Source organism: Trinickia sp. NRRL B-1857 (genome assembly GCF_050470685.1).
Classification (GTDB): Bacteria; Pseudomonadota; Gammaproteobacteria; order Burkholderiales; family Burkholderiaceae; genus Trinickia.
In genome coordinates this window covers 3,221,098-3,246,062 of sequence record NZ_JBFLUK010000001.1, presented here as the reverse complement: position 1 = coordinate 3,246,062, position 24,965 = coordinate 3,221,098, and the positions used below count along the sequence as shown (strand labels likewise).

Annotated in this window: 23 protein-coding genes; 15 read left to right on the top strand and 8 right to left on the bottom strand. The window is 65.0% G+C overall.

Annotated features, from left to right (window positions below; all coding sequences use genetic code 11):
- Nucleotides 1–354: 354 nt before the first annotated feature.
- The 3 genes from AB1286_RS14500 (at nucleotide 355) to AB1286_RS14490 (ending at nucleotide 2,040) form a co-directional block, all read left to right on the top strand.
- Nucleotides 355–852: a hypothetical protein gene (locus AB1286_RS14500; RefSeq protein ID WP_430363925.1), complete on the top strand. Its 498-nt coding sequence runs from the start codon at nucleotides 355–357 to the stop codon at nucleotides 850–852.
- Between the two features lie 34 nt (nucleotides 853–886).
- Nucleotides 887–1,423: a hypothetical protein gene (locus AB1286_RS14495; protein WP_430363924.1), complete on the top strand. Its 537-nt coding sequence runs from the start codon at nucleotides 887–889 to the stop codon at nucleotides 1,421–1,423.
- Nucleotides 1,424–1,500: 77 nt separating this feature from the next.
- A complete protein-coding gene (locus AB1286_RS14490; RefSeq protein ID WP_430363923.1) occupies nucleotides 1,501–2,040 on the top strand; it encodes a hypothetical protein in 540 nt (179 codons plus the stop codon).
- Nucleotides 2,041–2,146: 106 nt separating this feature from the next.
- Here AB1286_RS14490 and AB1286_RS14485 read toward each other — a convergent pair whose 3' ends face one another.
- From AB1286_RS14485 to glcD, 6 genes are all read right to left on the bottom strand, one after another.
- On the bottom strand, nucleotides 2,147–3,799 hold the full coding sequence (locus AB1286_RS14485; protein ID WP_430363922.1) for an L-lactate permease: 1,653 nt from the start codon (nucleotides 3,797–3,799) through the stop codon (nucleotides 2,147–2,149).
- A gap of 239 nt (nucleotides 3,800–4,038) precedes the next feature.
- A complete protein-coding gene (locus tag AB1286_RS14480; protein ID WP_430365066.1) occupies nucleotides 4,039–6,213 on the bottom strand; it encodes a malate synthase G in 2,175 nt (724 codons plus the stop codon).
- Between the two features lie 61 nt (nucleotides 6,214–6,274).
- Nucleotides 6,275–6,679, bottom strand: coding sequence for a heme-binding protein (locus tag AB1286_RS14475; RefSeq protein WP_430363921.1), 405 nt, complete (start codon nucleotides 6,677–6,679; stop codon nucleotides 6,275–6,277).
- A 35-nt stretch (nucleotides 6,680–6,714) separates the two neighbouring features.
- Nucleotides 6,715–7,947: a glycolate oxidase subunit GlcF gene (gene glcF, locus AB1286_RS14470; RefSeq protein WP_430363920.1), complete on the bottom strand. Its 1,233-nt coding sequence runs from the start codon at nucleotides 7,945–7,947 to the stop codon at nucleotides 6,715–6,717.
- 20 nt (nucleotides 7,948–7,967) lie between these two features.
- Nucleotides 7,968–9,035 carry a glycolate oxidase subunit GlcE gene (glcE, locus tag AB1286_RS14465; RefSeq protein WP_430363919.1) on the bottom strand — a complete coding sequence of 356 codons (1,068 nt, stop codon included), beginning with the start codon at nucleotides 9,033–9,035 and terminating at the stop codon, nucleotides 7,968–7,970.
- Nucleotides 9,035–10,534, bottom strand: a complete 1,500-nt coding sequence (gene glcD / locus AB1286_RS14460; RefSeq protein WP_430363918.1) for a glycolate oxidase subunit GlcD — start codon at nucleotides 10,532–10,534, stop codon at nucleotides 9,035–9,037. Before glcD ends, glcE begins: the two co-directional genes overlap by 1 nt.
- Before the next feature lie 217 nt (nucleotides 10,535–10,751).
- Between glcD and glcC the strand changes: the two genes are divergently transcribed.
- The 3 genes from glcC (at nucleotide 10,752) to flhC (ending at nucleotide 12,633) form a co-directional block, all read left to right on the top strand.
- Entirely contained in the window at nucleotides 10,752–11,519 is a 768-nt protein-coding gene (gene glcC, locus AB1286_RS14455) for a transcriptional regulator GlcC (protein WP_430363917.1), read from the top strand.
- Nucleotides 11,520–11,777: 258 nt separating this feature from the next.
- A complete protein-coding gene (gene flhD / locus AB1286_RS14450) occupies nucleotides 11,778–12,095 on the top strand; it encodes a flagellar transcriptional regulator FlhD (RefSeq protein WP_430363916.1) in 318 nt (105 codons plus the stop codon).
- 13 nt (nucleotides 12,096–12,108) lie between these two features.
- A complete protein-coding gene (flhC, locus tag AB1286_RS14445; RefSeq protein ID WP_430363915.1) occupies nucleotides 12,109–12,633 on the top strand; it encodes a flagellar transcriptional regulator FlhC in 525 nt (174 codons plus the stop codon).
- A 221-nt stretch (nucleotides 12,634–12,854) separates the two neighbouring features.
- Here flhC and AB1286_RS14440 read toward each other — a convergent pair whose 3' ends face one another.
- A complete protein-coding gene (locus AB1286_RS14440) occupies nucleotides 12,855–14,423 on the bottom strand; it encodes an MFS transporter (protein WP_430363914.1) in 1,569 nt (522 codons plus the stop codon).
- A 167-nt stretch (nucleotides 14,424–14,590) separates the two neighbouring features.
- Between AB1286_RS14440 and AB1286_RS14435 the strand changes: the two genes are divergently transcribed.
- Nucleotides 14,591–15,508 (top strand): LysR substrate-binding domain-containing protein, encoded by a 918-nt coding sequence (locus AB1286_RS14435; RefSeq protein ID WP_430363913.1) that lies wholly within the window; start codon nucleotides 14,591–14,593, stop codon nucleotides 15,506–15,508.
- Here the strand turns inward: AB1286_RS14435 and AB1286_RS14430 are convergent.
- Entirely contained in the window at nucleotides 15,418–16,380 is a 963-nt protein-coding gene (locus AB1286_RS14430; RefSeq protein ID WP_430363912.1) for a LysR family transcriptional regulator, read from the bottom strand. The genes AB1286_RS14435 and AB1286_RS14430 overlap by 91 nt on opposite strands.
- 100 nt (nucleotides 16,381–16,480) lie before the next feature.
- On the opposite strand from AB1286_RS14430, the gene AB1286_RS14425 reads away from it, so the two are divergent.
- The 8 genes from AB1286_RS14425 to AB1286_RS14390 all read left to right on the top strand — a co-directional run bounded on the left by AB1286_RS14425 (nucleotide 16,481) and on the right by AB1286_RS14390 (nucleotide 24,964).
- A complete protein-coding gene (locus tag AB1286_RS14425) occupies nucleotides 16,481–17,458 on the top strand; it encodes an NAD-dependent epimerase/dehydratase family protein (protein WP_430363911.1) in 978 nt (325 codons plus the stop codon).
- 97 nt (nucleotides 17,459–17,555) lie between these two features.
- Nucleotides 17,556–18,701 (top strand): acyl-CoA dehydrogenase family protein, encoded by a 1,146-nt coding sequence (locus AB1286_RS14420; protein ID WP_430363910.1) that lies wholly within the window; start codon nucleotides 17,556–17,558, stop codon nucleotides 18,699–18,701.
- 33 nt (nucleotides 18,702–18,734) lie between these two features.
- Nucleotides 18,735–19,139, top strand: coding sequence for a thioesterase family protein (locus AB1286_RS14415; RefSeq protein ID WP_430363909.1), 405 nt, complete (start codon nucleotides 18,735–18,737; stop codon nucleotides 19,137–19,139).
- A gap of 15 nt (nucleotides 19,140–19,154) precedes the next feature.
- A complete protein-coding gene (locus tag AB1286_RS14410; protein WP_430363908.1) occupies nucleotides 19,155–20,147 on the top strand; it encodes an NAD(P)H-dependent flavin oxidoreductase in 993 nt (330 codons plus the stop codon).
- Between the two features lie 59 nt (nucleotides 20,148–20,206).
- Nucleotides 20,207–21,346 (top strand): bifunctional chorismate mutase/prephenate dehydratase, encoded by a 1,140-nt coding sequence (locus tag AB1286_RS14405; protein ID WP_430363907.1) that lies wholly within the window; start codon nucleotides 20,207–20,209, stop codon nucleotides 21,344–21,346.
- Nucleotides 21,347–21,348: 2 nt separating this feature from the next.
- Complete coding sequence (locus AB1286_RS14400) at nucleotides 21,349–22,077, top strand: hypothetical protein (protein WP_430363906.1); 729 nt, start codon at nucleotides 21,349–21,351, stop codon at nucleotides 22,075–22,077.
- A gap of 224 nt (nucleotides 22,078–22,301) precedes the next feature.
- Nucleotides 22,302–23,753, top strand: coding sequence for an efflux transporter outer membrane subunit (locus tag AB1286_RS14395; protein WP_430363905.1), 1,452 nt, complete (start codon nucleotides 22,302–22,304; stop codon nucleotides 23,751–23,753).
- Nucleotides 23,750–24,964 (top strand): efflux RND transporter periplasmic adaptor subunit, encoded by a 1,215-nt coding sequence (locus AB1286_RS14390; RefSeq protein WP_430363904.1) that lies wholly within the window; start codon nucleotides 23,750–23,752, stop codon nucleotides 24,962–24,964. Before AB1286_RS14395 ends, AB1286_RS14390 begins: the two co-directional genes overlap by 4 nt.
- Nucleotide 24,965 lies beyond the last annotated feature (1 nt).

Sequence of the window (24,965 nt, the reverse complement as noted above, 5' to 3'; positions counted from 1 at the left end):
AGCGCGTTGAGCGCCCTTGATGAGCGCCGTGATATTGGAACAACGTGCTCTGTGTACGTGCTAACGGCCGTTCGTCTTAAAAGTTTAGACAAAAGATCGGTCGGTCGCCTACGCGCGCATGATGCGCGGCGCACCACGTACAAGGGACTCGTCGAAACGATTCCGGATACGCGGCGCACCGTCGGCGAACGAAGGTGCATGTCCACCATCGACGTCTCGCAGCGACGAAAGGGAGGTCGCGTTCTCTCGCGGAAATGCGTTGGGTTTCCACTTAGCCTCCTCGTCATCGGAAGGAATTTCCTACTCGATCGGTCGACGCTCTCTTCGAACCGTAAAAAGTAAGGAGTACGAATCATGATCGAGTTCGCGCGGCACACGCTCGCCGCTCCGCCGGCCGTGGGCGAATACTGGGAGGGGCAAGGTGGAATCTACGCAGGCATCATGCCCGACTACGTCGGCACCTCGCCCTATCACCTCATCGTGTCGACGGAGGAGGCTGTGGACGTGAAATGGGGTCCATACGGCGTACCGGAGGACGGCGCGAGAAGCACGCAAGACGGGCATGCGAATACCTCGGCGCTCAACCGCTGCCACCACCGTCACGAGGCCGCGCGGTGGGCGGCCGAATACCGGAAGGATGGGCATGACGATTTCTATTTGCCCGCACACCGTGAACTGAAAATGGCGGCCGCTTCGGTGCCCGATCGGTTCTCTCGCTCCGAGTGGTACTGGTCCAGCACCGAGGACACGGCCCGCGATGCGCAGGGCGCCAATTTCAACGGGATGGACCTAGGCACGCTGTTCAAGTCGTTCGCCGGCCGAGCTCGCGCGGTAAGGCGAATTTTCATCTAACGATCGATTGCATTGGCTTAGAGGAATCATCACCATGACCGAAACGACGACTCAAGGTTTGACGCTCGCCGACGCACCGGCGATTGGCCAGTATTGGAAAGGCCAAGGCGGCATCTACGCCGGCATCATGCCCGACTACGAAGGGACGCAGCCGCGCTTTTTGATCTTTGCCACCGACGAAGCCGGCAATACGCAGTGGGGTGGCCTAGCCGCCGAGGAGCCGCGAGCACGCAATCACGATCACGGCTGGGGAAACACCGAACAGTTGGCCGAATGCCGTCAACGCTCGCACTCGCACGAAGCTGCGCGTTTCGCGGCGACCTACGAGAAGGATGGGCACGACGACTTTTATCTACCGTCCCGGCGCGAACTCGATCTTGCGTATGAAACGATTCGCGATACGTTCGACGCGACCGATTGGTATTGGTCGAGCACCGATCAATCGAGGGTGGCCGCGTACGGACGTAACTTCGGCGATTTGGAGCTGACATCGCTGCTCAAGCACATCGACGGCCGCGCCCGGCCCATGCGCTCGTTCCCGGTAGCCGCCGCCGAACCGGCCGAAAGCTAAGAATCTCCCATCGCTTAGCCCGCCAACCACGCCCGCGCCAGAGCCGCGGGCGATCGACTCATCAAAAAGGAAAGACTGTGATTGAACCCCCTGTCGGCGTTCGGCTCGCCGACGCTCCCCCGCTCGGCGAATACTGGACCGGCCAAGGCGGCCTCTATGCGGGCGTGATTCCCGACTACGAGGGCCATCACCCGCGAGTGCTGATCGTTAGCGAGCATGAGGCCGTCGATGTCGCCTGGGGCGGCGCCGGCGAAACGGAGGACGGCGCGCACGACAGAAGCAACGGGCGGTCGAATACCCAAGATCTCGTCGGTTGCCGCAAGCTCTCGCACGCTCACGACGCCGCACGTTACGCCGCCCACTATGAAAGAGACGGCCATAAGGATTTCCATTTGCCGTCTAGGAGCGAACTCGACATCGCCTACAAAACGATCAACGACACGTTCGAGGAAACCGCCTGGTATTGGTCCAGTACCGAGCAGACGCGTTTGCTGGCTTGGGGCCGCAACTTCGGCGGCGCCCACATCGAAAGCAACTTTAAAGACATCCGCGGCCGTGCGGTGGCGGTTCGGACCGTACCGATCATCGAAGACGACGACGTTACCAAAAGAAGCTGACCGCGCCGACGCCATCATGTTGTGGAGCTTGAGCCACATCGAGCGCATGCCGGCGTCGCGCTCTTGCATGGGCTCTCACGAGCGAGCGCGACGCCGTGCCGGTTCTCTATTGCTGTAGAGCCGGAATCATCCAAGTCAGCACGTGTTGTTGCAGGAACACGAGCACACCGAGCAACAGCGTCAAGAACACGCTGTGCCAAAACGTACGCGCGAACACCACGCCTTCTTGGCCCTTGAGGTCGGTTGTCGAGACACCCGTCGCGATGTTTTGCGGCGAAATCATTTTGCCCATGACGCCGCCCGACGAATTCGTCGCCGCCATCAGCACCGGGTCCAAGCCCAGTTGCCGAGCCGCCACCACTTGCAGGTTGCCGAACAACGCGTTACCCGACGTGTCGCTGCCCGACAAGAACACGGCGATCCAACCGAGCGAAGCCGATACGAGCGGAAACAGCGCACCGGTCGACGCCACGCCTGTGCCGAGGGTGTAGCTCATGCCCGAGTAGTTCAGCAGGTACGCCAGACCGACGATCATCATCACCGTGACGATCGCGATACGCGTCTGCCGCCACGTCGCACCGATGCACGAGAAAAACTCGCTCACGCGCATCCGCGACATCGCCGCCGTCACGATCGCGGCCAGCAAGATCGCCGTGCCGGTTCCGAGCGGCTGAAAGTCCCAAATCGCCGCATAGGGCTTGTTGTACAGCGAGACGAACACGGCGTTATGCAGCCCGGGCCACTTGATCTTCACGTCGCCGATCATGGCGACATTGGCGTGGACCCAGAAGATCACGATGACCGATACGACGATCCACGGTAGCCACCCGCCCCAGCCGCCCCGCTTTTGCGCGGCGCCTACGCCGACGAGCGTGTCGCCGCTACGCGCGATCGCAAACTGCGGATCGGGCTCGGGCCGCCACACTTTCAAGAACGCGATCGTCACGATGAGGGAGCTCAGCGAGGACAACACATCGGTTAGCTGATAGCTGAGGTAGTTCGACGTGACGAACTGCGCGAGCGCGAAGCTGCCGCCCGACACCAGCAACGCCGGCCAAAGCTTGCCGATCGAGCGCAGGCCGCCGTAGACGCCCACGACGTAGAACGGCAGCAAGAGCGCAAAGAACGGCAACTGACGGCCGACCATCGCACCGAGCGTGGCCGGATGCAGTGATGTCACGGCGCCGAGCACCGTGATCGGCACACCCAGCGCGCCGAACGCGACAGGCGCCGTATTGAAGATCAGTGTAAAGGTGAGCGCCTCGAGCGCGGGAAAGCCGAGCGCGATCAAAAGCGCACTCGTGATCGCCACGGGCGTGCCAAAGCCCGAAATCCCCTCCAGCAAGCAGCCGAACGAGAACGCGACGACGAGCAAGACGAGCCGTCGGTCGTCGGGCAGGTTATCGAGCATCCACTGGCGGAACTGATCGAACCGCCCCGTCTTCACCGCGATGTTGTAGAGCAGCAGCGCGTTGAAGACGATCCACATGACCGGCACGAGTGCGAGCGCCATCCCGGCGCCGACGGCGTCGAACGCGAGGCCGGCCGGCATGCCCCAAAGCCCGATCGCGATGACGAGCCCCGCCGCCAAGCCGGCAAGCGATGCCTGCCAGGCCGGCCGGCGCAAGACGCCGAGCATGACCAGCGCAACGGCGATCGGCACGGCCGCCACGAGGAACGATAGCAATAAAGAATGCCCGACAGGTGTAAGCGGTTGTGCGTACAGCGTTCCGGGCGGAAGCGCCACAGTGGGATTCATCGTGTCTCCTAGATAATAGTTGTAAGACGAACGGCGCTCGATCGATGCCGAGCTTTCGCTTCAACGCAATAAGGCCTAAACCAACCTCTCTTCCTAAAAGATAGGTAGGACTACTGACGAATTGAAAGCACGCTTGACGTCGCTTCGTCTGTGGGGCAAACCACTTTTGCATCGCACGAGATGCGTGCCTCGCGCACCGATGCGCCGCCGCCCCGGGAGACGACGCATCGGCTTCACGACTACTCGCCTAGCGACTGGTGCTTGCACTCCAGCCGGAATCGATGGAGCAACGGCTCCGTGTACCCGCTCGGCTGCGTCCGGCCTTCGAATGCCAGCGCGCAGGCCGCCTTGAACGCAAGCGATGCCGCGTAATTCGGCGCCATCGGCCGGTAATTCGGATCGCCGGCATTTTGCTTGTCGACGACGATCGCCATCCGCTCGAACGTCTCCGACACGTACTCGGGCGTGACGACTCCGTGGCGCAACCAATTCGCGATATGTTGGCTGGAGATGCGCAGCGTCGCGCGGTCTTCCATCAGGCCGACGTTGTGAATGTCGGGCACCTTCGAGCAACCGACGCCCTGATCGATCCAGCGCACGACGTAACCGAGGATGCCTTGCGCGTTGTTTTCGACTTCGCTTCGGATCTCGTCATCCGTCCATTGCGCCCGCTCGACGACAGGCACGGTCAACAGAGCGTCGAGCAGCGCATCGCGTTCGCTCGCGTAGTCGATCTGTTCGAGCGAGCGCTGCACGGCTTGCACGTCCACTTCGTGATAGTGAAGCGCGTGCAGCGTCGCCGCCGTAGGCGACGGCACCCAAGCCGTGTTGGCGCCGGCGCGCAGTTGCGCGCCCTTCTGCTCGAGCATCGCGTGCATGAGGTCGGGCATCGCCCACATACCCTTGCCGATCTGCGCACGACCGCGCAGGCCGCAGGCGAGGCCGACGAGGACGTTGTTACGCTCGTAGGCCGCGATCCACGCCGACGCTTTCATGTCGCCCTTGCGCAGCATCGGGCCGGCTTCCATGGCCGAGTGCATTTCGTCGCCGGTACGATCGAGAAAGCCCGTGTTGATAAACGCGACGCGGGCGCCGGCCGCGGCGATCGAGGCGGCGAGGTTGACGCTCGTGCGGCGTTCCTCGTCCATGATCCCGATCTTGATCGTGTTCGCGGGCAACCCGTAAAGCGCTTCGACGCGTGTGAAGAGCTCGTCGGCAAACGCCGCTTCGGCCGGCCCGTGCATTTTCGGCTTGACGATATAGATCGCCCCCGTGCGCGAGTTGCGGTGGTTTTGCCGATCATGCAACGCGCACAAGGTGGTCACGACGGCGTCGAGGATGCCCTCGGGTATTTCGCTCGCGTCGCGCGCCAGCACGGCGCCCGTCGTCATCAGATGTCCGACGTTGCGCACGAACAGCAGCGAGCGGCCGTGCAGCGTCAGCGTGCCGCCCGCCGCCGCGTGATAGGTCCGATCCTCGTTCAAACGTCGCACGAACGTCTTGCCGTCTTTGGCCACCTCCTCGGTCAGCGTCCCCTGCATGAGCCCGAGCCAGTTGCGATAAAGCGCGACCTTGTCCTGCGCATCGACGGCCGCGACCGAATCCTCGCAGTCGATGATCGTCGTGACCGCCGCTTCGAGCACGACGTCGTTCACGTGCGCCGGATCGGTCTTGCCGATCGGCGCATTGGCGTCGATTCGAATTTCGATGTGCAGACCGTTATGTTTCAGCAAAAGCACCGAGGGCGCCTCGGGCTCGCCTTGATAGCCGACGAACTGGTCGGGCGCCGCCAAGCTCGCCTCGCCCGCCGCGGTACGTGCGATCAAGCGGCCGTCGCGTACGGCATAGCCCGTGGTATCGCGGTGCGACGCACCCGAAAGCGGGGCGGACCGGTCGAGGAATGCACGCGCGTATTCGATGACGCGCGCGCCGCGCACGGCGTTGTAGCCGCCGCCGCGCGTCGCACCGCCGTCTTCGGGGAGCGCATCGGTGCCGTACAGGGCATCGTACAAGCTGCCCCAGCGCGCGTTCGCGGCATTGAGCGCATAGCGTGCGTTCGACAACGGCACGACGAGTTGCGGTCCGGCTTGCTCGGCAATCTCGGTATCGACGTTGGCGGTACCGACCTCTACCTTGGCCGGCGCCGCGACGAGATAGCCGATTTCTTCCAAGAACGCGCGATAGGCGCGCAGATCGCGCACCGGACCCGGATGGGCCCGGTGCCATTCATCGAGCGCGGTTTGCAGCCGGTCGCGTTCGGCGAGGAGTGCACGGTTGCGCGGGGCGAGCTCGTGCACGAGGGCGGCAAAACCTTGCCAGAATGCGTCGGCGTCGATGCCGGTACCCGGCAGCGCCTCACGCTCGATGAATTGGCTGAGCGCCGCGTCGACGCGCAGCCCGTAGTGGTCGGTCATGTTCATGATGCGAGAAGTATCGTTGCGTGGGAAATGGGCCCCCGGCCCGCGGCACGCGAGCTCAGGCTGTGACGCTATGGATCCCGGCTTTGGCGACTTGCGCGTCCTGCTCCGACTTGACGCCGGACACGCCCACCGCGCCGACGACCTGCCCGTCGACGATGACAGGCACGCCGCCTTCCAGTGTGCCAGCCAACGGCGCACTCAGAAAAGCGGTGCGGCCACCGTTGATCATATCCTCGTATGCCTTCGACTCGCGCCGACCCAGCGCAGACGTGCGCGCTTTCTCCATCGCAATCGCCGCGCTCGCGGGGGAAGCGCCGTCCAGGCGCACCAGGGCGAGCGCGTGGCCGCCGTCGTCGACGAGCGCGATCGCGACCGCCCAGCCGTGCTTGATCGCTTCGGCGCGCGCCGCGGCCATGATGGCGTCGATTTCGGTCAGCCCGAGTACGGATTTCGTTTGCATCGTGGGAACTCCCAAGGTCAAAGGTGGTGGCGGCGTCAAGCGCCGTGGAGCGCGTCGACGAGCTCGATCCAATGGCTCACCGGCGTACGTCCCGCGCCGTTCAGGTGCGTCTGGCAACCGACATTGGCGGTGACGATGGCGTCGGGACGTCCAGCCTCCAGCGCGTCCAGCTTGTTTGCGCGCAACTTCCGAGCAAGCGCCGGCTCGGTAATGGAATACGTCCCCGCCGAACCACAGCATAGATGCGAATCGGCAACCGGGGTAAGGTCAAACCCAATGCGCAGCATCAGTGATTCGACCGCGCCGCCGAGCTTTTGGGCGTGCTGCAATGTGCAAGGACAATGAACGGCGATGCGCTGAGATTCGCCTTTGTGCAGCGCGTCAAGGGGTTCGCGGCCGAGTACTTCCACTAGATCGAGCGCGAGTTCGCTGATCCGCTTCGCTTTTTCGGCGTATTGGGGGTCCTGCCGCAGCAGATGCCCATATTCCTTCACGAAAGCGCCGCAACCGCTCGCGGTCAGCACGACCGCTTCCACGCCGGCCTCGATCGCCGGCCACCACGCGTCGATGTTTCGGCGCGCCCGGTCGAGTCCGTCGTCTTGCGCATTCAAGTGATACTGCGTCGCGCCGCAACAGCCGGCTTCCCTCGCGGGCATGACACTGATCCCTAGGCGATCGAGCACGCGCGCGGCCGCGGCGTTCGTATTGGGCGAAAGCTCGGGCAAGACGCATCCTTCGAGCATGAGCACGCGTCGCGCATGCCGCACGGGCGGACGCGCGTCGGCCCCGCCCGCTTGCGTAGGCATCACGGGGGGAATCTTTTCGCGCAAGGCCCGCGGCAGCAGCGGCCGCAGTGCGCGCCCCGTCTTCAGAAGCGGGCCGAATAGAGCGGGCTCGGGGACGACGCGGCGCAAAGCGGCGCGCACCATACGTTGCCCGAGCGGCCGGGTTGCACGCCGCTCCACCTCGGCGCGCCCGATGTCGAGGAGCGAGTGATACCGCACGCCCGAGGGGCACGTCGTTTCGCAACTACGGCACGTCAAGCACCGATCCAAGTGCATTTGCGTCTTCTCGGTCACCGGAGCCCCTTCGAGCACTTGCTTGATCAAGTAGATGCGCCCGCGCGGGCCGTCGAGTTCGTTGCCGAGCAGCTGATACGTCGGGCACGTCGCATTGCAAAATCCGCAGTGCACGCAGGTGCGCAGAATCGACTCGGCTTCGTCCGCGCGCGGCAATGCGCGCGCTTGTTCGCTAAGAGAGGTTTGCATCGATCGAGTACTCGCAGCGCCTAAATCGTCGCGTAAAGGCGGCCGGGGTTAAAAATGCCGTGCGGATCCAGTTGCGCCTTAAGTTGCCGATGGATACGCAGCAAGCCGTCGGATAGCGGATGGAACGGGTCCGCCGCAGCGCCAGGCGTAAAGCACGTGGCATGGCCATCGAGACGCGCGGCGATCTCGCGAACCGTTTCGGCGCTCGCATCGGTCTTGAGCCAACGTTGGGCGCCGCCCCAATCGAGCAGCGTCTCGCCCGGCAACGCCGAGAGCGGTGCACCGACAGCCGCGGAGATACGCCATAGCGCTCGGGGGTCGGCAAAGAAAGGCAGCGTCGCTTCGCGCAACGCGAGCCAGAAGGCGCCGTCGCCGCGCTCGCCGCCGAGCGTGGCCGCCGCCGCGCGAATGGATCCTTCCCCGCCCTCGAGCCGCAGGTGCAACACGCCTTGCGCATGACAGGCACCCGTAATGGGCAAGCCGGCGTCGCGCCAGTGCCTGAGCCTGCCTTGCATGTCTTGCGCAGGCATCTCGAGCGCCGTATCGAGCACGGCGCGCGGCTTCGGCAACACTTTGAGCGACACCTCAGTGACGAGTCCCAGGCAGCCGAAGCTCCCCGCGAGCAATCGAGAGACATCGTAACCGGCGACGTTCTTCATGACCTCGCCCCCGAATCGCAGATGCTTGCCGTGCCCGGTGACGACGCGGCAGCCGAGCACGAAATCGCGCACGGCACCCGACCACGGCCGACGCGGCCCGGACAGCCCGGCCGCGACCATGCCGCCGACCGTGGCGTGCCCCCCAAACGAAGGAGGTTCGCAGGGCAGCATCTGACCCGCCTCGTCGAGCACGGCTTCGAGCTCGCCAAGCGTCGTTCCGGCCCTTGCCGTGACGACGAGTTCGGTCGGGTCGTAGCTGACGATGCCGCGATGGGCGCGCATATCGAGCTCGCGTCCCTGCACGGGCCGCCCAAGCGTCGCCTTGGTATCCGCGCCGCGAATGCGCAGCGGCGTGCGCGCCTCGATGGCGGCTTGCACTTGTTCGATCAGTGCGGCGCTATGGTCGGCCGCCTCGAAATCACGTTGCATCAGAAGCGCTCCAGGTGCGCAAACGGCAATTGGCCGTGGTGAATATGCATCGCGCCGAATTCGGCGCAGCGGTGCAGCGTCGGAATGTTCTTGCCCGGATTGAGCAAGCCCGACGGGTCGAATGCAGCCTTCACCGCATGGAAGAACGTGATTTCGTCGCTCGTGAACTGCACGCACATCTGATTGATCTTTTCTCGGCCGACGCCGTGCTCGCCCGTGATGCTGCCGCCTACCTGCACGCACAGCTCGAGGATCTTTCCGCCCAGCGCCTCGGCGCGATCGAGCTCGCCCGGCCGGTTCGCATCGAACAGGATCAGCGGATGCATGTTGCCGTCGCCCGCATGAAACACGTTCGCGACGAGCAATCCGTATTGTTCGCCGAGCGCCGCGATTCCCCGCAGCACGCGCGCGAGTTCGCGGCGCGGAATGGTGCCGTCCATGCAGTAGTAATCGGGGGAGATACGGCCCACGGCAGGAAAAGCGTTCTTGCGGCCGGCCCACAAGCGCAGCCGCTCGGCCTCGTCGTGCGCCACGCGCACGTTATTGCAGCCCGAGCGCGTAAGCAGTGTCTGCACGCGCTCGATGTCTTCGTCGACGTCGCTTTCGACCCCGTCGAGTTCGCAGAGCAGAATCGCCTGCGCGTCGACGGGGTACCCCGCGTGAATGAAGTCCTCGGCCGCGCGAATGGCGAGGTTATCCATCATTTCGAGGCCGCCCGGGATAATGCCTGCGCCGATGATGTCGGCCACGGCTTGCCCGGCTTGTTCGACGTCGTCGAAACTTGCCATCAAAACTTTCGCGCATTGCGGCTTCGGCAGCAGTTTGACGGTCACTTCCACGACAATGCCGAGCATGCCCTCGGAGCCCGTAAATAGCGCCAGTAGATCGAACCCCGGGCTATCGAGGGACTCGGCACCGAGCGTCACAAGCTCACCGTCAATCGTCAGCACGTCCACTTTCAGGACGTTATGGACGGTCAGACCGTATTTGAGGCAATGAACGCCGCCCGCATTCTCGGCGACGTTGCCTCCGATCGAACAAGCGATCTGCGACGACGGATCGGGAGCGTAATAAAGCCCGTACGGCGCCGCCGCCTGCGAGATCGCGAGATTGCGCACACCCGGCTGCACACGTGCCGTTCCGGCGACGGGATCGAGTGCGACGATCCGGTTGAATTTCGCCATCACGAGCAAGATGCCCTTCGCGATCGGCATCGCCCCGCCCGATAGACCCGTACCGGCTCCGCGCGGAACCACCGGGACGCCGTGCGCCGCGGCCACGCGCAACACGCCGGCCGCTTGTTCGACCGTGCTCGGCAACACGACGCAAAGCGGCACGCTGCGGTAGGCGGCCAGCCCGTCGCATTCGAAGGGACGCAACTCCTCCGCTTCGTGTAGCACTTCCAGATCCGGAGAGACGGCGCGCAGCGCCGCAATTAGCGTATTGCGATCGACCGAAGGCAGGGCGCCGTCGACCTTTTCGTCGTAGGTGAAGCTCATTCGAGAGTCCTGTGGATTGCACCGCCGGCGTACGGCGGCACGCTCACGGCTGCCGGGATTGTTCACCGGCCGGCGCGGCGCTGTCTATTCGCTTTCCCGCAGGTCAGACCACTTTTTAATTAGGGTTTCTACCCTCCCTCCCGCTACGACTGACAATGCTTGCCCGGACAAGGTATGCTGTCCGCATCCGGTAGCTTTTGCAGGTGGTCAGACCACTATGAATGAAGGAATTTCGACATCGGCAAGACATGTTGCGGATGTGGTGGCGGAACGAATCGAGGGGCTGATCGTCGATGGGGTGTTCAAGCAGGGTCAAGCGCTGCCCTCGGAGCGCCGCCTTACGGAAAAGCTCGGTGTGTCGCGAGCCGCATTGCGTGAAGGGCTCAAGCTGCTGCGCGCGCGCGGCATCATCGATACGCAGCATGGACGCGGCTCGTTCGTGGCCGAACTCACGCGGCGCGAGCAAACGATGCCGATGCTCCACTTGCTCGCCTCGCAGCCGCGTACGCTTTACGACCTATTCGAAGTGCGGCAGATGCTCGAGGGCGAGTCGGCGCGTCTAGCCGCGCAGCGCGGAACGCCCGCCGACTTCGTGCTGATCACCCGGCGCTACGAGGAAATGATTCGGGCGGAGGCCGAAAACACCGATCCGGAAGCGCTCGCGCGGCTCGATTACGCATTTCACCTCGCCATCTGCGAGGCTTCGCATAATCCGGTGCTCGTTCACACGTTGACCTCGCTGACGGATTTGCTGCTGAGTTCGGTCTTCGCGTCGGTCAACAACCTTTATCACCGCGCGGCGCAAAAGCGCCAGATCGATCGGCAGCACGCGCGGCTGTACAACGCCGTCGTGGGACGGCTGCCCGATCAGGCCCGGCGCGCGGCCACGGAACACATCCGCAGCAATGTGGAAGGGCTGCGCGAAATCGAATTGGACGAGCAACGGCTCGTGCGTTCGACGTTGCGTCTCGAGGGCTGGGCGTAACGATCGTCTAAAACGCGCGTTTGCAGCAGCCATGCGGCTGACGGCGCAGCCGCGATGCTCAAAACCTATGCCCGCTCACGTAGGAAAACACTGACAAACGCATCGGCGCGGACGACATCATGTTCCGCCGCCGCTGATTGGTGCGGACAACAATCTGATCAATACTTTCATCAGACGCATGCACCACGCCGCGCAGCGCGATAAGCGGTTCGACCGGCGAAGCATGCGACCCCGTCATCACCCCAGCGGAGGCGTAACTTGGACAATCGTGAAGTGCTCGAATCGATACGCGAAATCAACTTGTCGTATCTGATGCTTGCGCAGCACATGCTCAACGAGGACTACGCCGAAGGGCTGTTCAAGCTCGGGTTGTCGGCGCAAATGGCCGACTTGATCCATATGCTCTCGCCGGCGCAAACCATCAAGCTGGCCCAGTCGGAAGACATCGTCTGCGACTTCCGTTTCAACGACGCGGCGATGGTCGCGGCGCTGACGACCCTCGAGAAGGGGCTCGATGCCACCGCCACGCACGCGGCGATCTTGCTTGCCGCCCAGCCTGCACGCCAATTCGCTTAAGAGGGAGCCAGCCATGCCGAAGACGAGCCTGATCGAAGAAGCCAACGAGGTGTCGCGCGCCGTCGCGCTGATCGAGCTGGGTGCCCGCATGCAGGTGCTCGAGTCGGAACTCTCGCTCTCGCGTGAACGTCTGATTCGCCTGTATCGCGAAGTCAAATCGGAATCGCCGCCCAAAGGCATGCTGCCCTCGTCGGCCGATTGGTACATGACGTGGCAAGCCAACATTCATGCGTCGCTGTTCTATCACACGTACTCGTTCCTCAAACAGGAAGCGCGCTGCTCGCACGTCGACGCGCTGACGAAGGGTTACCGCCTCTATCGCGAGCATTGCGCGAACGGCGGCCAGGAAGCTCACCTGGACTTGACGCGCGCCTGGACGCTCGTGCGCTTCTTCAACGGCGGCATCCTCGAGATGCACCAGTGCTGCCGCTGCAAGGGCAAATTCGTTTCGTACAAGCACGATCTGCCCCGCGCTAAGGCGTGCGTCATGTGCCAGCCGCCCTCCCGCGCCGGCAAGAAAGCCAAGACCCTCAATTAATCGGGGACATCGTGAGCGCTGCCGGGCACACTTACGTGCCGGCAACGCTTGCCGGCTTCGCTCGTCGAAATCGCCCATCCGTCGCGTCTCCCGCCGACCACACTCCCCCGCCATCGTCTCGGTCCGCTTTTGCCCCCTTGACCTCGGCTGCAATCGATTTTCGACGCGCAACGCAAGGTCTATCCCGGCGCGCAGCACGGCCTGCGCTATACGCACATGGATCAGTTGCACGCCGGCATCTGGGACTTCGTTCGTTCTTGATCCTCGTGCTCGGCCGTACGGCTGAGAAAGCCGAATACCAGCAGCGCCGAAAGTACGGTGATCGCGGCGAGTACGTATAGCAGCGAGTGAAACGCCATGCCGTAGAGGTGAATCAAGTCGCTGCTTCTTGCGCCCCGAATCCAAGCGGCCGCGGCGGGCACGTCTCCCATCGCGAGACGGTTGGCGGCATGCTCGAGCGCCGCACCGCCGGCACCGAGCAGGGAGGCGCCGCGCAAGCTGGATTCGGTCAGGCTCGCGAGCAGTGCCCCGACGACAGCCAGTGCGATGCCTTCGCCGGCCACACGCGTCGTATTGAAAATGCCGGCCGCCATGCCGGCGCGCTCTTTCGGCACGACGCTCACCGCGAGCGCATCCATGAGCCCCCAAGGCAAACCCACGCCGGTGCCGATGACGAGCATCGCCATCAGCATGTTGCCCACCGGCTGCCCCGGCGCACATTGGGCGAGCCATAGATGCCCGCAGGCGCAAAGCAACAAGCCCACGCCTGCGATGATGCCCGGCGCGATCGTACGTGCAAGCCGGGCGGCGATCAGCGGAACCACGAGCATGGGCGCCGACAGCGCGAACATCATGCGGCCCGCGGCCACGCTATCGAACCCTTCGATGCCGATGAGGCGTACAGGCAAAAGCACAAGCAGCACGACGTACGAATAGGCCGGTGCGGCTGCCAGAAACTGCACGCCGACAAAACGCGGATAGCGCAGCAATGTCAGCTCGAGCATCGGGCGCGCGACGCGCAGCTCGACGACGACGAACACCGCCGCGGCGACAGCGGAGGCGGCCAGCAAGCCGAGCACGGGCCGGCTTGTCCAGCCACCGTCCGGCACGCGCAGCACCGCGTAGGTAAAGAGCGCCAGGGCGCAGGTGAACGTGGCGGCACCGCACCAATCCACCTCGTTCGCGAGCGGATCGCGCGTCTCTCGCATGCATTTCATGCCGAGCACGGAGGCGATCGTCGTGACGACGGTCACGATCGCAAACACCGAGCGCCAGCCGAAATGTGCGACCGACGCACCGGCCATAACGGGTCCGAACGCGAGACCCACGCCGAAGGTCGTGCCGAGCAGGCTAAAGGCCCGTGTGCGGGCATCGCCCTCGAACTCTTGCGCGAGCGCCGCGGCGCCGGCCGACAGCGCGGCCGCCCCGGCCATCCCCTGCAACGCCCGCGCGACATCGACCGCGAACAAGCTCGGCGCGAGCGCCGCGAGTATCGACGAGAGCGCGAAGCCCACCGTGCCGCATAGGAAAACACGCTTGCGTCCATAACGATCGGCGAGTGTCCCGGCAACGAGCAGACAGCTCCCGAACGCAAGCATGAAGGCGTTCGTCACCCAAGCGAGCGCCAGCGGTGAACCGCCGAGCGCGGCGGCGATCGCCGGCAGGGCCAACGCCGGCCCCGTGAAGCTCAGCGGCATCGATAGTCCCGCCAAGCAGACGGCCGAGAGAATCAACCGCTTTTCGACTGTATGTTGTGTCGCGGCGTCGAAGCCGCGCAAACTCGAGCTCATGCAATCCTCGGACGAAGTATGGATGTTCTTATCGCCGACGGCCTGCTTCCGGGCACGAAAGCAGGCGGTTCAATCGGCACCGGCCGAGATAGTAGAGGGCGCGCAATCGTGATTAAATGGGCCCGCTTTCCGAACTATCAGGACAACTTTTCCTTAATCGGCCATCGATGGATACGCTTAGTGGACTCGCCGTCTTCGTCCGCGCCGCCGAAATGCGCAGCTTCGTGACGGCGGGCCGCGCACTCGGCATTTCGGCCTCGGCGGTGGGCAAAAGCGTCGCGAAACTCGAACAAAGCCTGGGCGTGCGGCTGTTTCACCGCACCACGCGGAGCATTACGCTCACCGACGAGGGCGCGGTTTTTTTCGAGCGCTGCCGCAGCGCATTGCAGGAAATTTCAGACGCGCAAGCACAGCTATCGCAGGCCACCGGTGCACCGCGCGGACGGTTGCGCATCAGCATGCCCACGATCGGCTATCGCTTGGTGCTGCCCGTCATCGCGGAATTTCGAACGCGCTATCCGCAGGTGGAACTCGATCTCGATTTCAGCGATCGGCATGTCGACGTGATCGAAGAAGGATTCGACGCCGTCATTCGCGGCGGCGAGCCGGCCGATTCGCGGCTCAAAGCGAGACCGCTCGCGCCGTATCGGTTCGTCGTCTGCGCATCGCCCGCGTATTTCGCGCGCCATGGCGTTCCGCGCGAGGCAAACGACCTGGCCGATCACGCATGTCTGCGTTTCAAGTACCAATCGAGCGGCAAAGTGCAGGATTGGCTCATCGACGGCGAGCCCGCGCCGGCCGGCGCCGCTGCCGGCGCACCATTCGTGCTCAATAACGCCGAAGCGGTACTGGCGGCCGCAATCGAAGGCGTCGGGATCGCGTACCTGCCCGACTTTCTGGTACGCCAAGCCCTTGCACAAGGTCAATTGGAAACGGTCTTCGACGCTTCGCCGACACTGCAAGGCGTCTTTCGCGCGCTATGGCCGACGAATCGTCACATGCCGCCGCGACTGCGCGTGTTCGTCGACTTCTTGGCCGAGCGGCTAGGCGGTGACGCACGCATCACATCGGCGCCGCCGGCATAGGCCTTCAACGCCCGCGCCAACGCGTCGAACGTGGCGGTGCATCGCAGGCTGCCGCGCAAGTCTTCGTGCATGACCACCCACGTTTGCAATTTCAGCGAAACGGCCTTGGGCAAGACCCGCACGAGTGCATCGCGCCGCGCGATCGCCGTTTGACAGAAGCCGATGCCGCAGCCCGCGCGCAGCAATGCGAGCTGCGCCAGGTCGCTATCCGCGCGCAACGCGAACGCTTCACGCTTCCAGACGGGCAACGCTTTGCCGGCTTCGCGCAGAAACGGCGTCAATTGATCGAAGCCGATCAATGCGTGCCCCGCGAGTTCGGCGAGCGTGGCGGGCGTGCCGTGACGCTCGACATAATCGGCTCGCGCATAGAGCCCTAGCTCGACATCGCCGATTCGGCGCGCGATGAGCGCATCCTGAGATGGCTGCGCCATTCGAATAGCGATATCGACTTCGCGCTGCAATACGTCTTGAAGCCGGTTGGTGGTCACAAGTTCGACGACTAGCTCCGGATGCGACCGGCGCAACTCGGCGATGACGGACGGCAACACCTCGACGCCGATGATGTCGCTCGCGGAGACGCGCACGACACCGGCCACACCGGGCCCCTGACTCGCCGCCGCGCGCTCAAGCGCAGCGGCCGTGCTGCGCAGCGTCGCCGCATATCCGCGCAGTGCGAGGGCGGCATCCGTCGGCAGGAGCCCCGATTGCGAACGCGTAAACAGGGTCTGGCCGAACGCGGTCTCCAGCGCCGCGACGTGACGGCCCACCGTGGGCTGCGTGATGCCGAGCGCGCGGGCGGCGCCCGACAGCGAACCCTCCGTCAGCACGGCGAGAAAGGTTCGGTAAAGCTCCCAACTGAGATTCGAGGTCATACATAAATGTATAGCCAATAGCACATTCTCGCCAATTCCTTTATATCCGGCAGTGGCCGAGAATGTCTCCATCGATACGGTCCTATGACGGAGAGCGACGATGGAAACGACACAAAAAATGCATGATCGACGCGCGCTCGTGCTGGGCGCGACGGGCGGGATCGGCGGCGAGCTCGCGCGCCAACTGCTGGACGCAGGCTGGGAGGTGAATGCGCTGACGCGGCGCCCGAATATCGAAGGCGAGCGCGCGGGCATCCGCTGGATACGGGGCGATGCGATGGATCGCGAATCCGTGTCGGCGGCGGCGCGCGGCTGTAGCGTAATCGTGCATGCAGTGAATCCGCCGGGATATCGGCGCTGGTCCGAACTCGTGCTGCCGATGATCGACAACACGATCGCCGCGGCGCGTATGACCGGGGCGACGATCGTGCTCCCGGGCACCGTCTATAACTACGGCCCCGACGCGTTTCCGTTGCTGACGGAAGACTCGCCGCAACGCCCCGCGACGCGCAAAGGCGCAATCCGCGTCGAACTCGAGCGCAGGCTCCTCGCCGCAAGCGAGCATGGCGTGCGCACGATCGTCGTTCGCGCTGGCGACTTCTTCGGTCCGCACGTCGGCAATAGCTGGTTTTCGCAGGGGCTGGTCAAGGGTGGAAGTCCGCTCGACGTCGTGCGTCTTCCCGGACGTGAGGGCGTGGGTCACTCATGGTCCTACGTGCCCGACGTGGCTCGCACGATGTGTCTGCTCATCGAACGTCGTGCGACGCTCGAACCTTTCTCGACGTTCCACATGACAGGTCATTGGGACGAGGACGGCACACGTATGGCCGCGGCGATTTCGGCAGTCGCTCGACGCCGCGGCATGCATCCGCGAGTGGGCCGCTTTCCTTGGTGGCTCGTTCGACTCGCCGCGCCGTTCACTACGACACTGCGTGAATTGCTCGAAATGCGCTACCTGTGGCAGGTGCCGGTGAAAATGAGCAATGCGCGGCTCAGCGCGACGCTGGGCGACGAGCCGCATACGCCGCTGGAGGCCGCCGTCGAAGCCACGCTGAGCGGTATCGGTTGCCTATCGTAAGCACGCTTGCCGTCGCGCGTATGAGAGAAATGACAGTTTCTCCCCTACGCTGATTTGTTTAGATTAGCGCCACATCCAAACGTGACGCGCGACGACAATGAACCTTGCAGCCAACGTTTCTTCACCGGATGTCGCGGCTAAATTTCGCGGCATTGCCGAATCGTTTCGCCATCGCACGCCTCGCGGCGCCTTCGCATGGGACACGTGGCAGGCATTGTCCGATGCCGGTTTATGGCGGCTACCCGTCCCCGAAAAACTCGGCGGTACCGGCGGATCGTGGACGCAGTTCGTCGATGCATTCGAGGCGATCGTCGCGACGCTGCGGTCGGTCGGCTTCGCCATGGCGCTCGCGAATCAGGCGACGTTGATCCGCGCCCTCCTCGCGCACGGCACGCCCGCGCAACTCGATCGTCATCTTCCGCGTTTGCTCACCGGCGCCGCCGGCGCAACGGCCATTTCCGAGAAAGGCACCGGCACCGAGGTGCGCGCGCTCGAAACGCGCCTGACGCGCGAGGGCAACGGCTATCGGCTCGACGGACACAAGTACAACATCAGTCATGCGCCCGATGCGCAGTTGGTGCTGGTCGTCGCCGCCTATACGAGCGAGGACAAGCCCGCCACCGCACTCGTGTTGCTCGACCCCACGCGCGACGGCGTCAGCCGCACGGTGCCGCAGGAGACGTTCGGCGTTGCCGATCTTCCGATCGGCGACATCACGCTCGCGAATGTCAGCATCGGCGAACACGATCTGCTCGGCGAGCCGGCCGCGGGCCTACGCTTATTGATGGACATCGCGTCGATGAACCGTGCGCTATTCGGTCTGCTGTGCGCGGACGTCGTGAGGCCGTTCCTCACCGATGCGCTCGAGTACGTCGGCTCGCGCGCCACGCTCGGCGCCACGCTCGACAAACACCAGCACGTGCAGCGGCGACTCGTCGAAATCGAGATCGGCATGCAGCGCACGCGCTGGATGGCGCTCGCGGCACTCGAACAGTTGCTCTCGCATCACCCAGCCGCCTTGGCCAATTGTTCGATCGCCAAGCTCGGCGGTGCGCGCGATCTCGCACAAGCGGCGTTGCATCTGCTCGCGATTCACGGCAGCGACGGCTATCGCCGCGGCGCGCTCGCCACGTTCGTCGCCGATGCGCTGGCGATGGGATCCGCGGGCGGCACCGAAGAGATGCACAGCCGCAACATCTTCAGCCAAATGCAACGCGCGGCCCACACGGCCGGCGTTCGCTGAACCTCGTTTTTCTACCCGATCAAGGAGTCTACGTTGACTATCCAGCCAGGGCTGAGCGCCCAAGCGACGCATCGCGTCGATACCATTTCCCTCGCCGATCAATGGGGGGGAGAAGCGCACGCGCTTGCAAGCCCGATCATGATCATTTTCATCGAGCAGACGTGCATGAAAGCCACCGATCATCTGCTGCCAGAGGATCAAATGACGGTCGGCTACAACTTCGAGATCAAGCATCTCGCACCGACGCCGCCCGAGTGGGAAGTCACCGTGGACGCCGAGCTGATCGAAGTCGACGGCCGCATGATGACCTATCGCGTCTCGGTGCGCGACGCCGTGGGCGTGGTCGGCGAAGGCATCCATACGCGCTGCGCGGTCAGCCGCTCGGGCTTTCACAAGCGGCTCGCCGAGCGACGCGACAGCGCCGCGATCGCCCAATAAGGACCGGAGGCATCGATGGCGACGCCCGCTCTCCTTCAATCGCTCCGGCTGCCGGTGATCGCGTCGCCGATGCTGATCGCGAGCTATCCCGAGATGGTGCTGGCTCAATGCAAGAGCGGCATCGTCGGCTCGTTCCCCGCGCTGAACGCGCGCTCGAGCTCGCAACTGGACGATTGGCTCGGCATGATCGATGCCGAACTGCACACGCATCGCACGGCGTTTCCGGATTCGAACGTCGGCCCCTATGCGCTCAACCATATCTGCCATCCGTCGAACACCCGGCTCGAGGCCGATCTGCGCATCGCGATCGATCGGCGCGTGCCGGTCATGATCACCAGCTTGCGCGCACCGGCGCGCGAGGTCGTCGACGAGGTGCATCGGTACGGCGGCATTTTGCTCCATGACGTCACGACGATTCGTCACGCGCAAAAGGCGCTCGAAGCCGGCGTGGACGGATTGATTCTCGTGGCGGCCGGCGCCGGCGGTCATGCGGGGACGCTGTCGCCGTTCGCACTGGTGCCCGAAGTGCGGCGCTTTTACTCGGGCTTCGTGGCACTGGCCGGCTCGATCGCGACGGGCGACGCGATCGCCGCCGCGTGCACGCTCGGCGCCGATTGCGCCTATATCGGCACGCGCTTCATTGCATCGCGCGAAGCGAACGTGGTGACCGGCTACAAGGACACCATCGTCGAGGCGACGGCCGCCGACATCGTTTATACCGACGCGTTCACGGGCGTGCACGGCAACTATCTGCGCCAAAGCATCGAGGCCGCCGGGATCGACGTCAATAAATTGACCCGCGTCGAAGGCGCGCGGATGGACTTCTCGCCGGAATCGGGGGCCAAACAATGGCGCGACATCTGGGGAGCGGGCCAAGGCGTCGGGTCGATGGATGCCGTGTTGAGCGTGGCCGAAATCGTCGAACGGCTCGACGCGGAATACCGCGCGGCCCTCGCTCGCATCGAGCCGCGCGTCCGTGTGGCGCCTGCCACGGCCGCGCCGCACTGAACGTAGTTGCCGCAGCACCGATCGCACCTTACGCACTGCTCGCCACGGACCGCATTGTCATGACGCCTCTCGAACTTGCGCCGCCGCCCACGATCGACGATGCCATCGCCGCCTGCCGCACGCGCATCGACTCGATCGATACCGATCTGCTCGCACTGATCGTCAAACGCGTCGAATGCGCGACCGAGATCGGCCGCCTAAAGCGACGCGGCGGCTTGCCGGTCTATCATCCGGCGCGCGAGCGTGCGATCGTCGCCAATCTCTGCGCCCGCGCGCGCGGCGCATTGCGCGACGATCACGTGGCTTCTATTTGGGGCGCGCTCTTTACCGCCAGCCGCGAGCTGCAAGGCGCGCCTTCCGTGGCGTTTCTCGGTCCTGCCGGCACCTTCACGGAAGCCGCGGCGCGGCAATACTTCGGCGATGCGGTAAGAACCGATGCGCGCGATACGCTCGACGGCGTGTTCACCGCGCTTAGCCAAGGCGAGACCGACTTCGCGGTCGTCCCCATCGAGAACTCGACGGAGGGTACCGTCACCCGTACCGTCGATTTGCTCGCGCATCATGCGCCGCCGATTACGGGCGAGATCGAGCAGACGGTGGTGCATTGCCTGCTGAGCGCCGGCGGCTCGCTCGAAGGCGTCGACTGTGTCTTGGGCCACGAACAGGCGCTCGCGCAATGCCGTACGTGGCTCGACACCCATGCGCCTCACTTGCAGCGCATCGCGGTCTCGAGCAACGGCGCAGCGGCACGCCAAGCGGCCGAGCAAGCGCATTGCGCGGCGATCGCGGGCGAACCCGCCGCGCTGCGCTATCAGTTGCTGATCGTCGCGCGCGCAATTCAAGACGATCCGAACAATCGCACGCGCTTTCTGGTGCTGGGCGGCCCCTCGCCCGAACCGACCGGCGACGATCGCACGAGCCTTTCGTTCACCCCGAACGACGGGACCGACGAACTCGCCCACCTGTTCGGCGTGCTCGCGCAGCGTCAGATCGGCATGCTATGGCTCGCCGTACGCCCGGGCCGCGCCCCGGGCTCGCCCTATCGCTACTTCGCCGATCTGAGCGGCCACGCCCATGACGCACGCGTGCGCGCGGCGCTCGACGATCTCGCACCTGCGCTTTCGGGCCTGCGCGTATTGGGTGCCTATCCGCGCGGGCGGCTGAACGACGCCGCTTGCGCGCCTTCGCCGGGACATTGACCATGCAGACGCTCACACCGGATGTTTCGATCGTCGCGAAGCGAGTCTGCGCGATCCATGAAGGACGAGACGATCGATTGCTCGTCCTATGCGGCATCGCCGCGCCTTGGGCGTTGCCGCTCGCGGCGGGCAAATGGCTGCGCGCGCTACGCAACGAGTACGAGGACGAGCTCGAACTGCTTCCGTTCTTGCATGGCACGCGCGACGAAAACGGAATCGGCCGGCTACCGGACAACGCCAAAATCGATGCGTTGCTGCGGCGCCTGGTCCGGCTAAGGATGCCGGCCGCCGTTATCGTCGAATCTTCGGCGACCGCCTATGGACGCTGGCGCGCGCAGTTGGCCCCGCTGGACACGGACCGCTGGACCCTGTGCGAACACGACAACATCCGTAGCGCGCCGGACGCGTTGCGGCCGAGAGCCAGCGGGCTGCTCGCTGCGTGGCCCACCACGGACGCTCGCCTGGCCGCTTCCGATGATCTATGCAGACAGATCGTGCTCGAGGTGTCCGCCCATATCGGCGCATCCATCGCGAGCCTCGCCGATGCGTTCATCGGAGGCGACATCGAGATCGCCGGCGTATCGCTCAATGCGATGCTTGGCGGGGCGGCCGCGACTTGTCCCTCGCGCACCGATCTCGCGAATGCGCTCGACCGGTTGGCCAACGGCGTGCGCGCCCGCCGTATCGCGGCGTTCACCCGCCGAGCACCGTCGCTGCGAAGCAGGCTCTAACGCGAGGTCGCCGGCCGCGCCCCACATGTATGGCCGATGCACCGGCAGAAACGAGCGCGACACCGCCCGCACGTCATCCGGCCGGATTCCCTACTTCCGATCCTTGTTTCGATTTGCCCTCCGTAAGCGGGCGACTGACATTTCTGCCAGTTGCCGAGTCCGTCAGATTGTCTAAAGATATATTTTAAGACAATCACCCAGCGGGGTAGCGGAATTAACGGACCATGCCCAAAACAACACTAAGCGTGCGAACACGGAGCGCGCTCTTCGCCGCCGCGCTCTCGGCCGTGGCGCTGCAAGGCTGCGCGCCGTTCGGCCAGCAGCCGCCCACCGCCACGGTCACGCCCATCGACCAGTGGGACGCCGGCGCCGCCATTCGCGCTGCTTCGACAGGCGAGCCGCCTGTCCCCCGATGGTGGCGCGCATTGGGCGATGCTCAGCTCGATCGCATCTTGGACGACGCGCTGGCCGGCGCGCCGTCGCTGCGCGTGCAACACGAGCGCGTCGAGCAAGCGCTCGCCGAGGCGCGCATCGAACACGCCGCCGAGTTGCCGAAGCTCGATGCCGAGGCCGACGCCCTCCCGCAGCGCCTATCGAGCAGCTATCGAACGCCGCCGCCCGCGGCCGGGCATTGGCAAGTCGATGCGCAGGCGCTTCTCACGGCGTCGTGGGATCTCGACTTGGCGGGGCGCCTCCGAGCGATGAGCCGCGCCGCGCGCTTGCGCGCCGATCGGCAGCGCTCGCTCGAAGACGCCGCCAAGGTGTCGCTCGAAGCCGCGATCGTCGAGACGTATTTGCAGCTCGCGCTCGAGCAGCAGTTGCTGGCCATCGCACACGACACGCTCACGCAGCACGAGCACCTATTGCGGCTGACGACTGCGCGCGTCGACGCCGGCATCGACATGCAAGTCGCGGCGCTACGCGCCGGCGAGCCCGTGCCGCTCGCGCAGGCGAGTATCGAGCGGCACAACGCCGCCGTCGCTCAACTGCAACACCGGCTCGCCGCGCTCGTCGGCAAGGGCCCCGGCTACGCCGATACGCTCGTCGCGTCGGCCGGCGTCCTCGCCGTGCCGCTGCCGCTTCCCGCGGTACTCCCCGCTTCGCTCGTCGGCACGCGCCCGGACGTGCTCGCGGCGCGCTACAACGTCGAAGCGCAATCCGCCGGCATCGATGCGGCGCACGCCGCGTTCTATCCCGACATCAACCTGCTCGCGTTCGCCGGCGTGCAGAGCTACGGCTTTCGCGCACTGCTGCACGGCAGTAGCGGCACGCTCGGCGCCGGCCCGGCGCTCACGCTGCCGATCTTCGAGGGCGGCCGTTTGCAGGCCGAGCTGCGCGCCCAGCGATCGGCCTACAACGCGGCCGTCGCGGCTTACGACGACACCGTCGTCAATGCGCTGGCACAGGTTAGCGATGCGCTTACCGAAATCGACGCGCTTTCGCGCGAGCGCAGCTTGCATCGGCAAGCGCTCGAGCGAGCGCAACAAGCCTACGACGTCGAGACACGCCGCTACGCCAAAGGCATCGCCGGCTATCTGGACGTCCTGCTCGCGCAGGGCCGCTTGTTAGAAGACCGTACGTCCGCTGCGCAAGCGGATGCCTCTTTCGCCATCGAGCATGTCCGGCTGATCGCCGCGCTCGGCGGCGCCAGCACCCCCGTTGGAGCCTTACGATGACGAATTCCGATCCTCAAGCGGTCGAGCAAGAAGCGCTCGCCGCACGCATGCGCGCCGCCCGGCGGCGCCGCTTTCGCTTGTTTTTCGTCGCGCTTGCCGTCACGGCAGGCGCCGGTTTCGCCTACTGGGGGGCGACGCGCGGCATCGAAACCACGGACGACGCTTACGTGGCCGGCGACGTCGTCCAAGTCTCCTCGCTCGTGAACGGTACCGTCGATGCCGTGATGGTGGAAAACGCTCAGTGGGTGCACGCGGGCGATCCGCTGTTTCGCGTCGACAGCACGGACGCGCGCCTCGCCCTGAATGCGGCCGTCGCACAACTCGCGCACGCGGTGCGCGCGTACCGGACCGCGCGTGCCGACGTATCGCGCGAGAACGCCGAGGTCGAACTGCAACGATCCACGCTTGCGAAAGCCAGCGACGATCTGCGGCGGCGCGAGAGTCTCGCGCAAGACGGCGGCGTCTCGCGCGAGGATATCCGTCATGCACGCGATGCCATGACGAGCGCGTCGGCATCGCTCAGTGCGCAGCAAGCCGCCTACGAGGCGGCGCTCGCGAAAATCGACAGCACGTCGATCGAATCGAATCCGCTCGTGCGCGAAGCGGCCGCCCGCGTACGCAGCGCGGCGCTGGCGCTGCGGCGCGCCGAAACCCGTGCGCCGATCGGCGGGCTCATCACGCACCGCGTCGTCCAAGTGGGCCAGCACGTCGCGCCCGGCGCGATCGCGATGGCGCTCGTACCGCTCGATCGAGTCTGGGTCGAAGCGAACTTCAAGGAATCGCAGTTGCGCGAGATGCGCACGGATCAAGCCGTCGATCTGCGCTCCGACCTTTACGGCCCCGATGTCGTATTTCACGGCCGCATTGCCGGCATCGAAGCCGGCACGGGCGCAGCGTTCGCATCCGTGCCTGCGCAAAACGCGACCGGCAACTGGATCAAGGTCGTACAACGCGTGCCGGTGCGGATCGCGCTCGACCCGGCGGAGTTGCGTGCGCATCCGCTGCGCATCGGTTTGTCGATGACCGCGTCGGTGCCGGTCAAGCAATCCGCGGGCGCCGTGTCGGCATCGACGCTGCCGGAGGTCGGCGGCTCGCCCGGTGCGATCGACCAAACCACGGTCTATCGCGGCGACGACGATGCGGGCAATGCGCTCGTGAACGAAACGATCCGCGCCAATAGCGGCGCCGGTGCACATGAGCCGGGAGCGTGAG

Excerpts from the sequence above, each read along its gene's own strand:
- AB1286_RS14500 (WP_430363925.1), top strand. The coding sequence starts at position 355 with ATGATCGAGTTCGCGCGGCACACGCTCGCCGCTCCGCCGGCCGTGGGC.
- AB1286_RS14495 (WP_430363924.1), top strand. The coding sequence starts at position 887 with ATGACCGAAACGACGACTCAAGGTTTGACGCTCGCCGACGCACCGGCG.
- AB1286_RS14485 (WP_430363922.1), bottom strand. The coding sequence starts at position 3,799 with ATGAATCCCACTGTGGCGCTTCCGCCCGGAACGCTGTACGCACAACCG.
- AB1286_RS14480 (WP_430365066.1), bottom strand. The coding sequence starts at position 6,213 with ATGACCGACCACTACGGGCTGCGCGTCGACGCGGCGCTCAGCCAATTC.
- AB1286_RS14475 (WP_430363921.1), bottom strand. The coding sequence starts at position 6,679 with ATGCAAACGAAATCCGTACTCGGGCTGACCGAAATCGACGCCATCATG.
- glcF (WP_430363920.1), bottom strand. The coding sequence starts at position 7,947 with ATGCAAACCTCTCTTAGCGAACAAGCGCGCGCATTGCCGCGCGCGGAC.
- glcE (WP_430363919.1), bottom strand. The coding sequence starts at position 9,035 with ATGCAACGTGATTTCGAGGCGGCCGACCATAGCGCCGCACTGATCGAA.
- glcD (WP_430363918.1), bottom strand. The coding sequence starts at position 10,534 with ATGAGCTTCACCTACGACGAAAAGGTCGACGGCGCCCTGCCTTCGGTC.
- glcC (WP_430363917.1), top strand. The coding sequence starts at position 10,752 with ATGAATGAAGGAATTTCGACATCGGCAAGACATGTTGCGGATGTGGTG.
- flhC (WP_430363915.1), top strand. The coding sequence starts at position 12,109 with ATGCCGAAGACGAGCCTGATCGAAGAAGCCAACGAGGTGTCGCGCGCC.
- AB1286_RS14440 (WP_430363914.1), bottom strand. The coding sequence starts at position 14,423 with ATGAGCTCGAGTTTGCGCGGCTTCGACGCCGCGACACAACATACAGTC.
- AB1286_RS14435 (WP_430363913.1), top strand. The coding sequence starts at position 14,591 with ATGGATACGCTTAGTGGACTCGCCGTCTTCGTCCGCGCCGCCGAAATG.
- AB1286_RS14430 (WP_430363912.1), bottom strand. The coding sequence starts at position 16,380 with ATGACCTCGAATCTCAGTTGGGAGCTTTACCGAACCTTTCTCGCCGTG.
- AB1286_RS14425 (WP_430363911.1), top strand. The coding sequence starts at position 16,481 with ATGGAAACGACACAAAAAATGCATGATCGACGCGCGCTCGTGCTGGGC.
- AB1286_RS14420 (WP_430363910.1), top strand. The coding sequence starts at position 17,556 with ATGAACCTTGCAGCCAACGTTTCTTCACCGGATGTCGCGGCTAAATTT.
- AB1286_RS14410 (WP_430363908.1), top strand. The coding sequence starts at position 19,155 with ATGGCGACGCCCGCTCTCCTTCAATCGCTCCGGCTGCCGGTGATCGCG.
- AB1286_RS14405 (WP_430363907.1), top strand. The coding sequence starts at position 20,207 with ATGACGCCTCTCGAACTTGCGCCGCCGCCCACGATCGACGATGCCATC.
- AB1286_RS14400 (WP_430363906.1), top strand. The coding sequence starts at position 21,349 with ATGCAGACGCTCACACCGGATGTTTCGATCGTCGCGAAGCGAGTCTGC.
- AB1286_RS14395 (WP_430363905.1), top strand. The coding sequence starts at position 22,302 with ATGCCCAAAACAACACTAAGCGTGCGAACACGGAGCGCGCTCTTCGCC.
- AB1286_RS14390 (WP_430363904.1), top strand. The coding sequence starts at position 23,750 with ATGACGAATTCCGATCCTCAAGCGGTCGAGCAAGAAGCGCTCGCCGCA.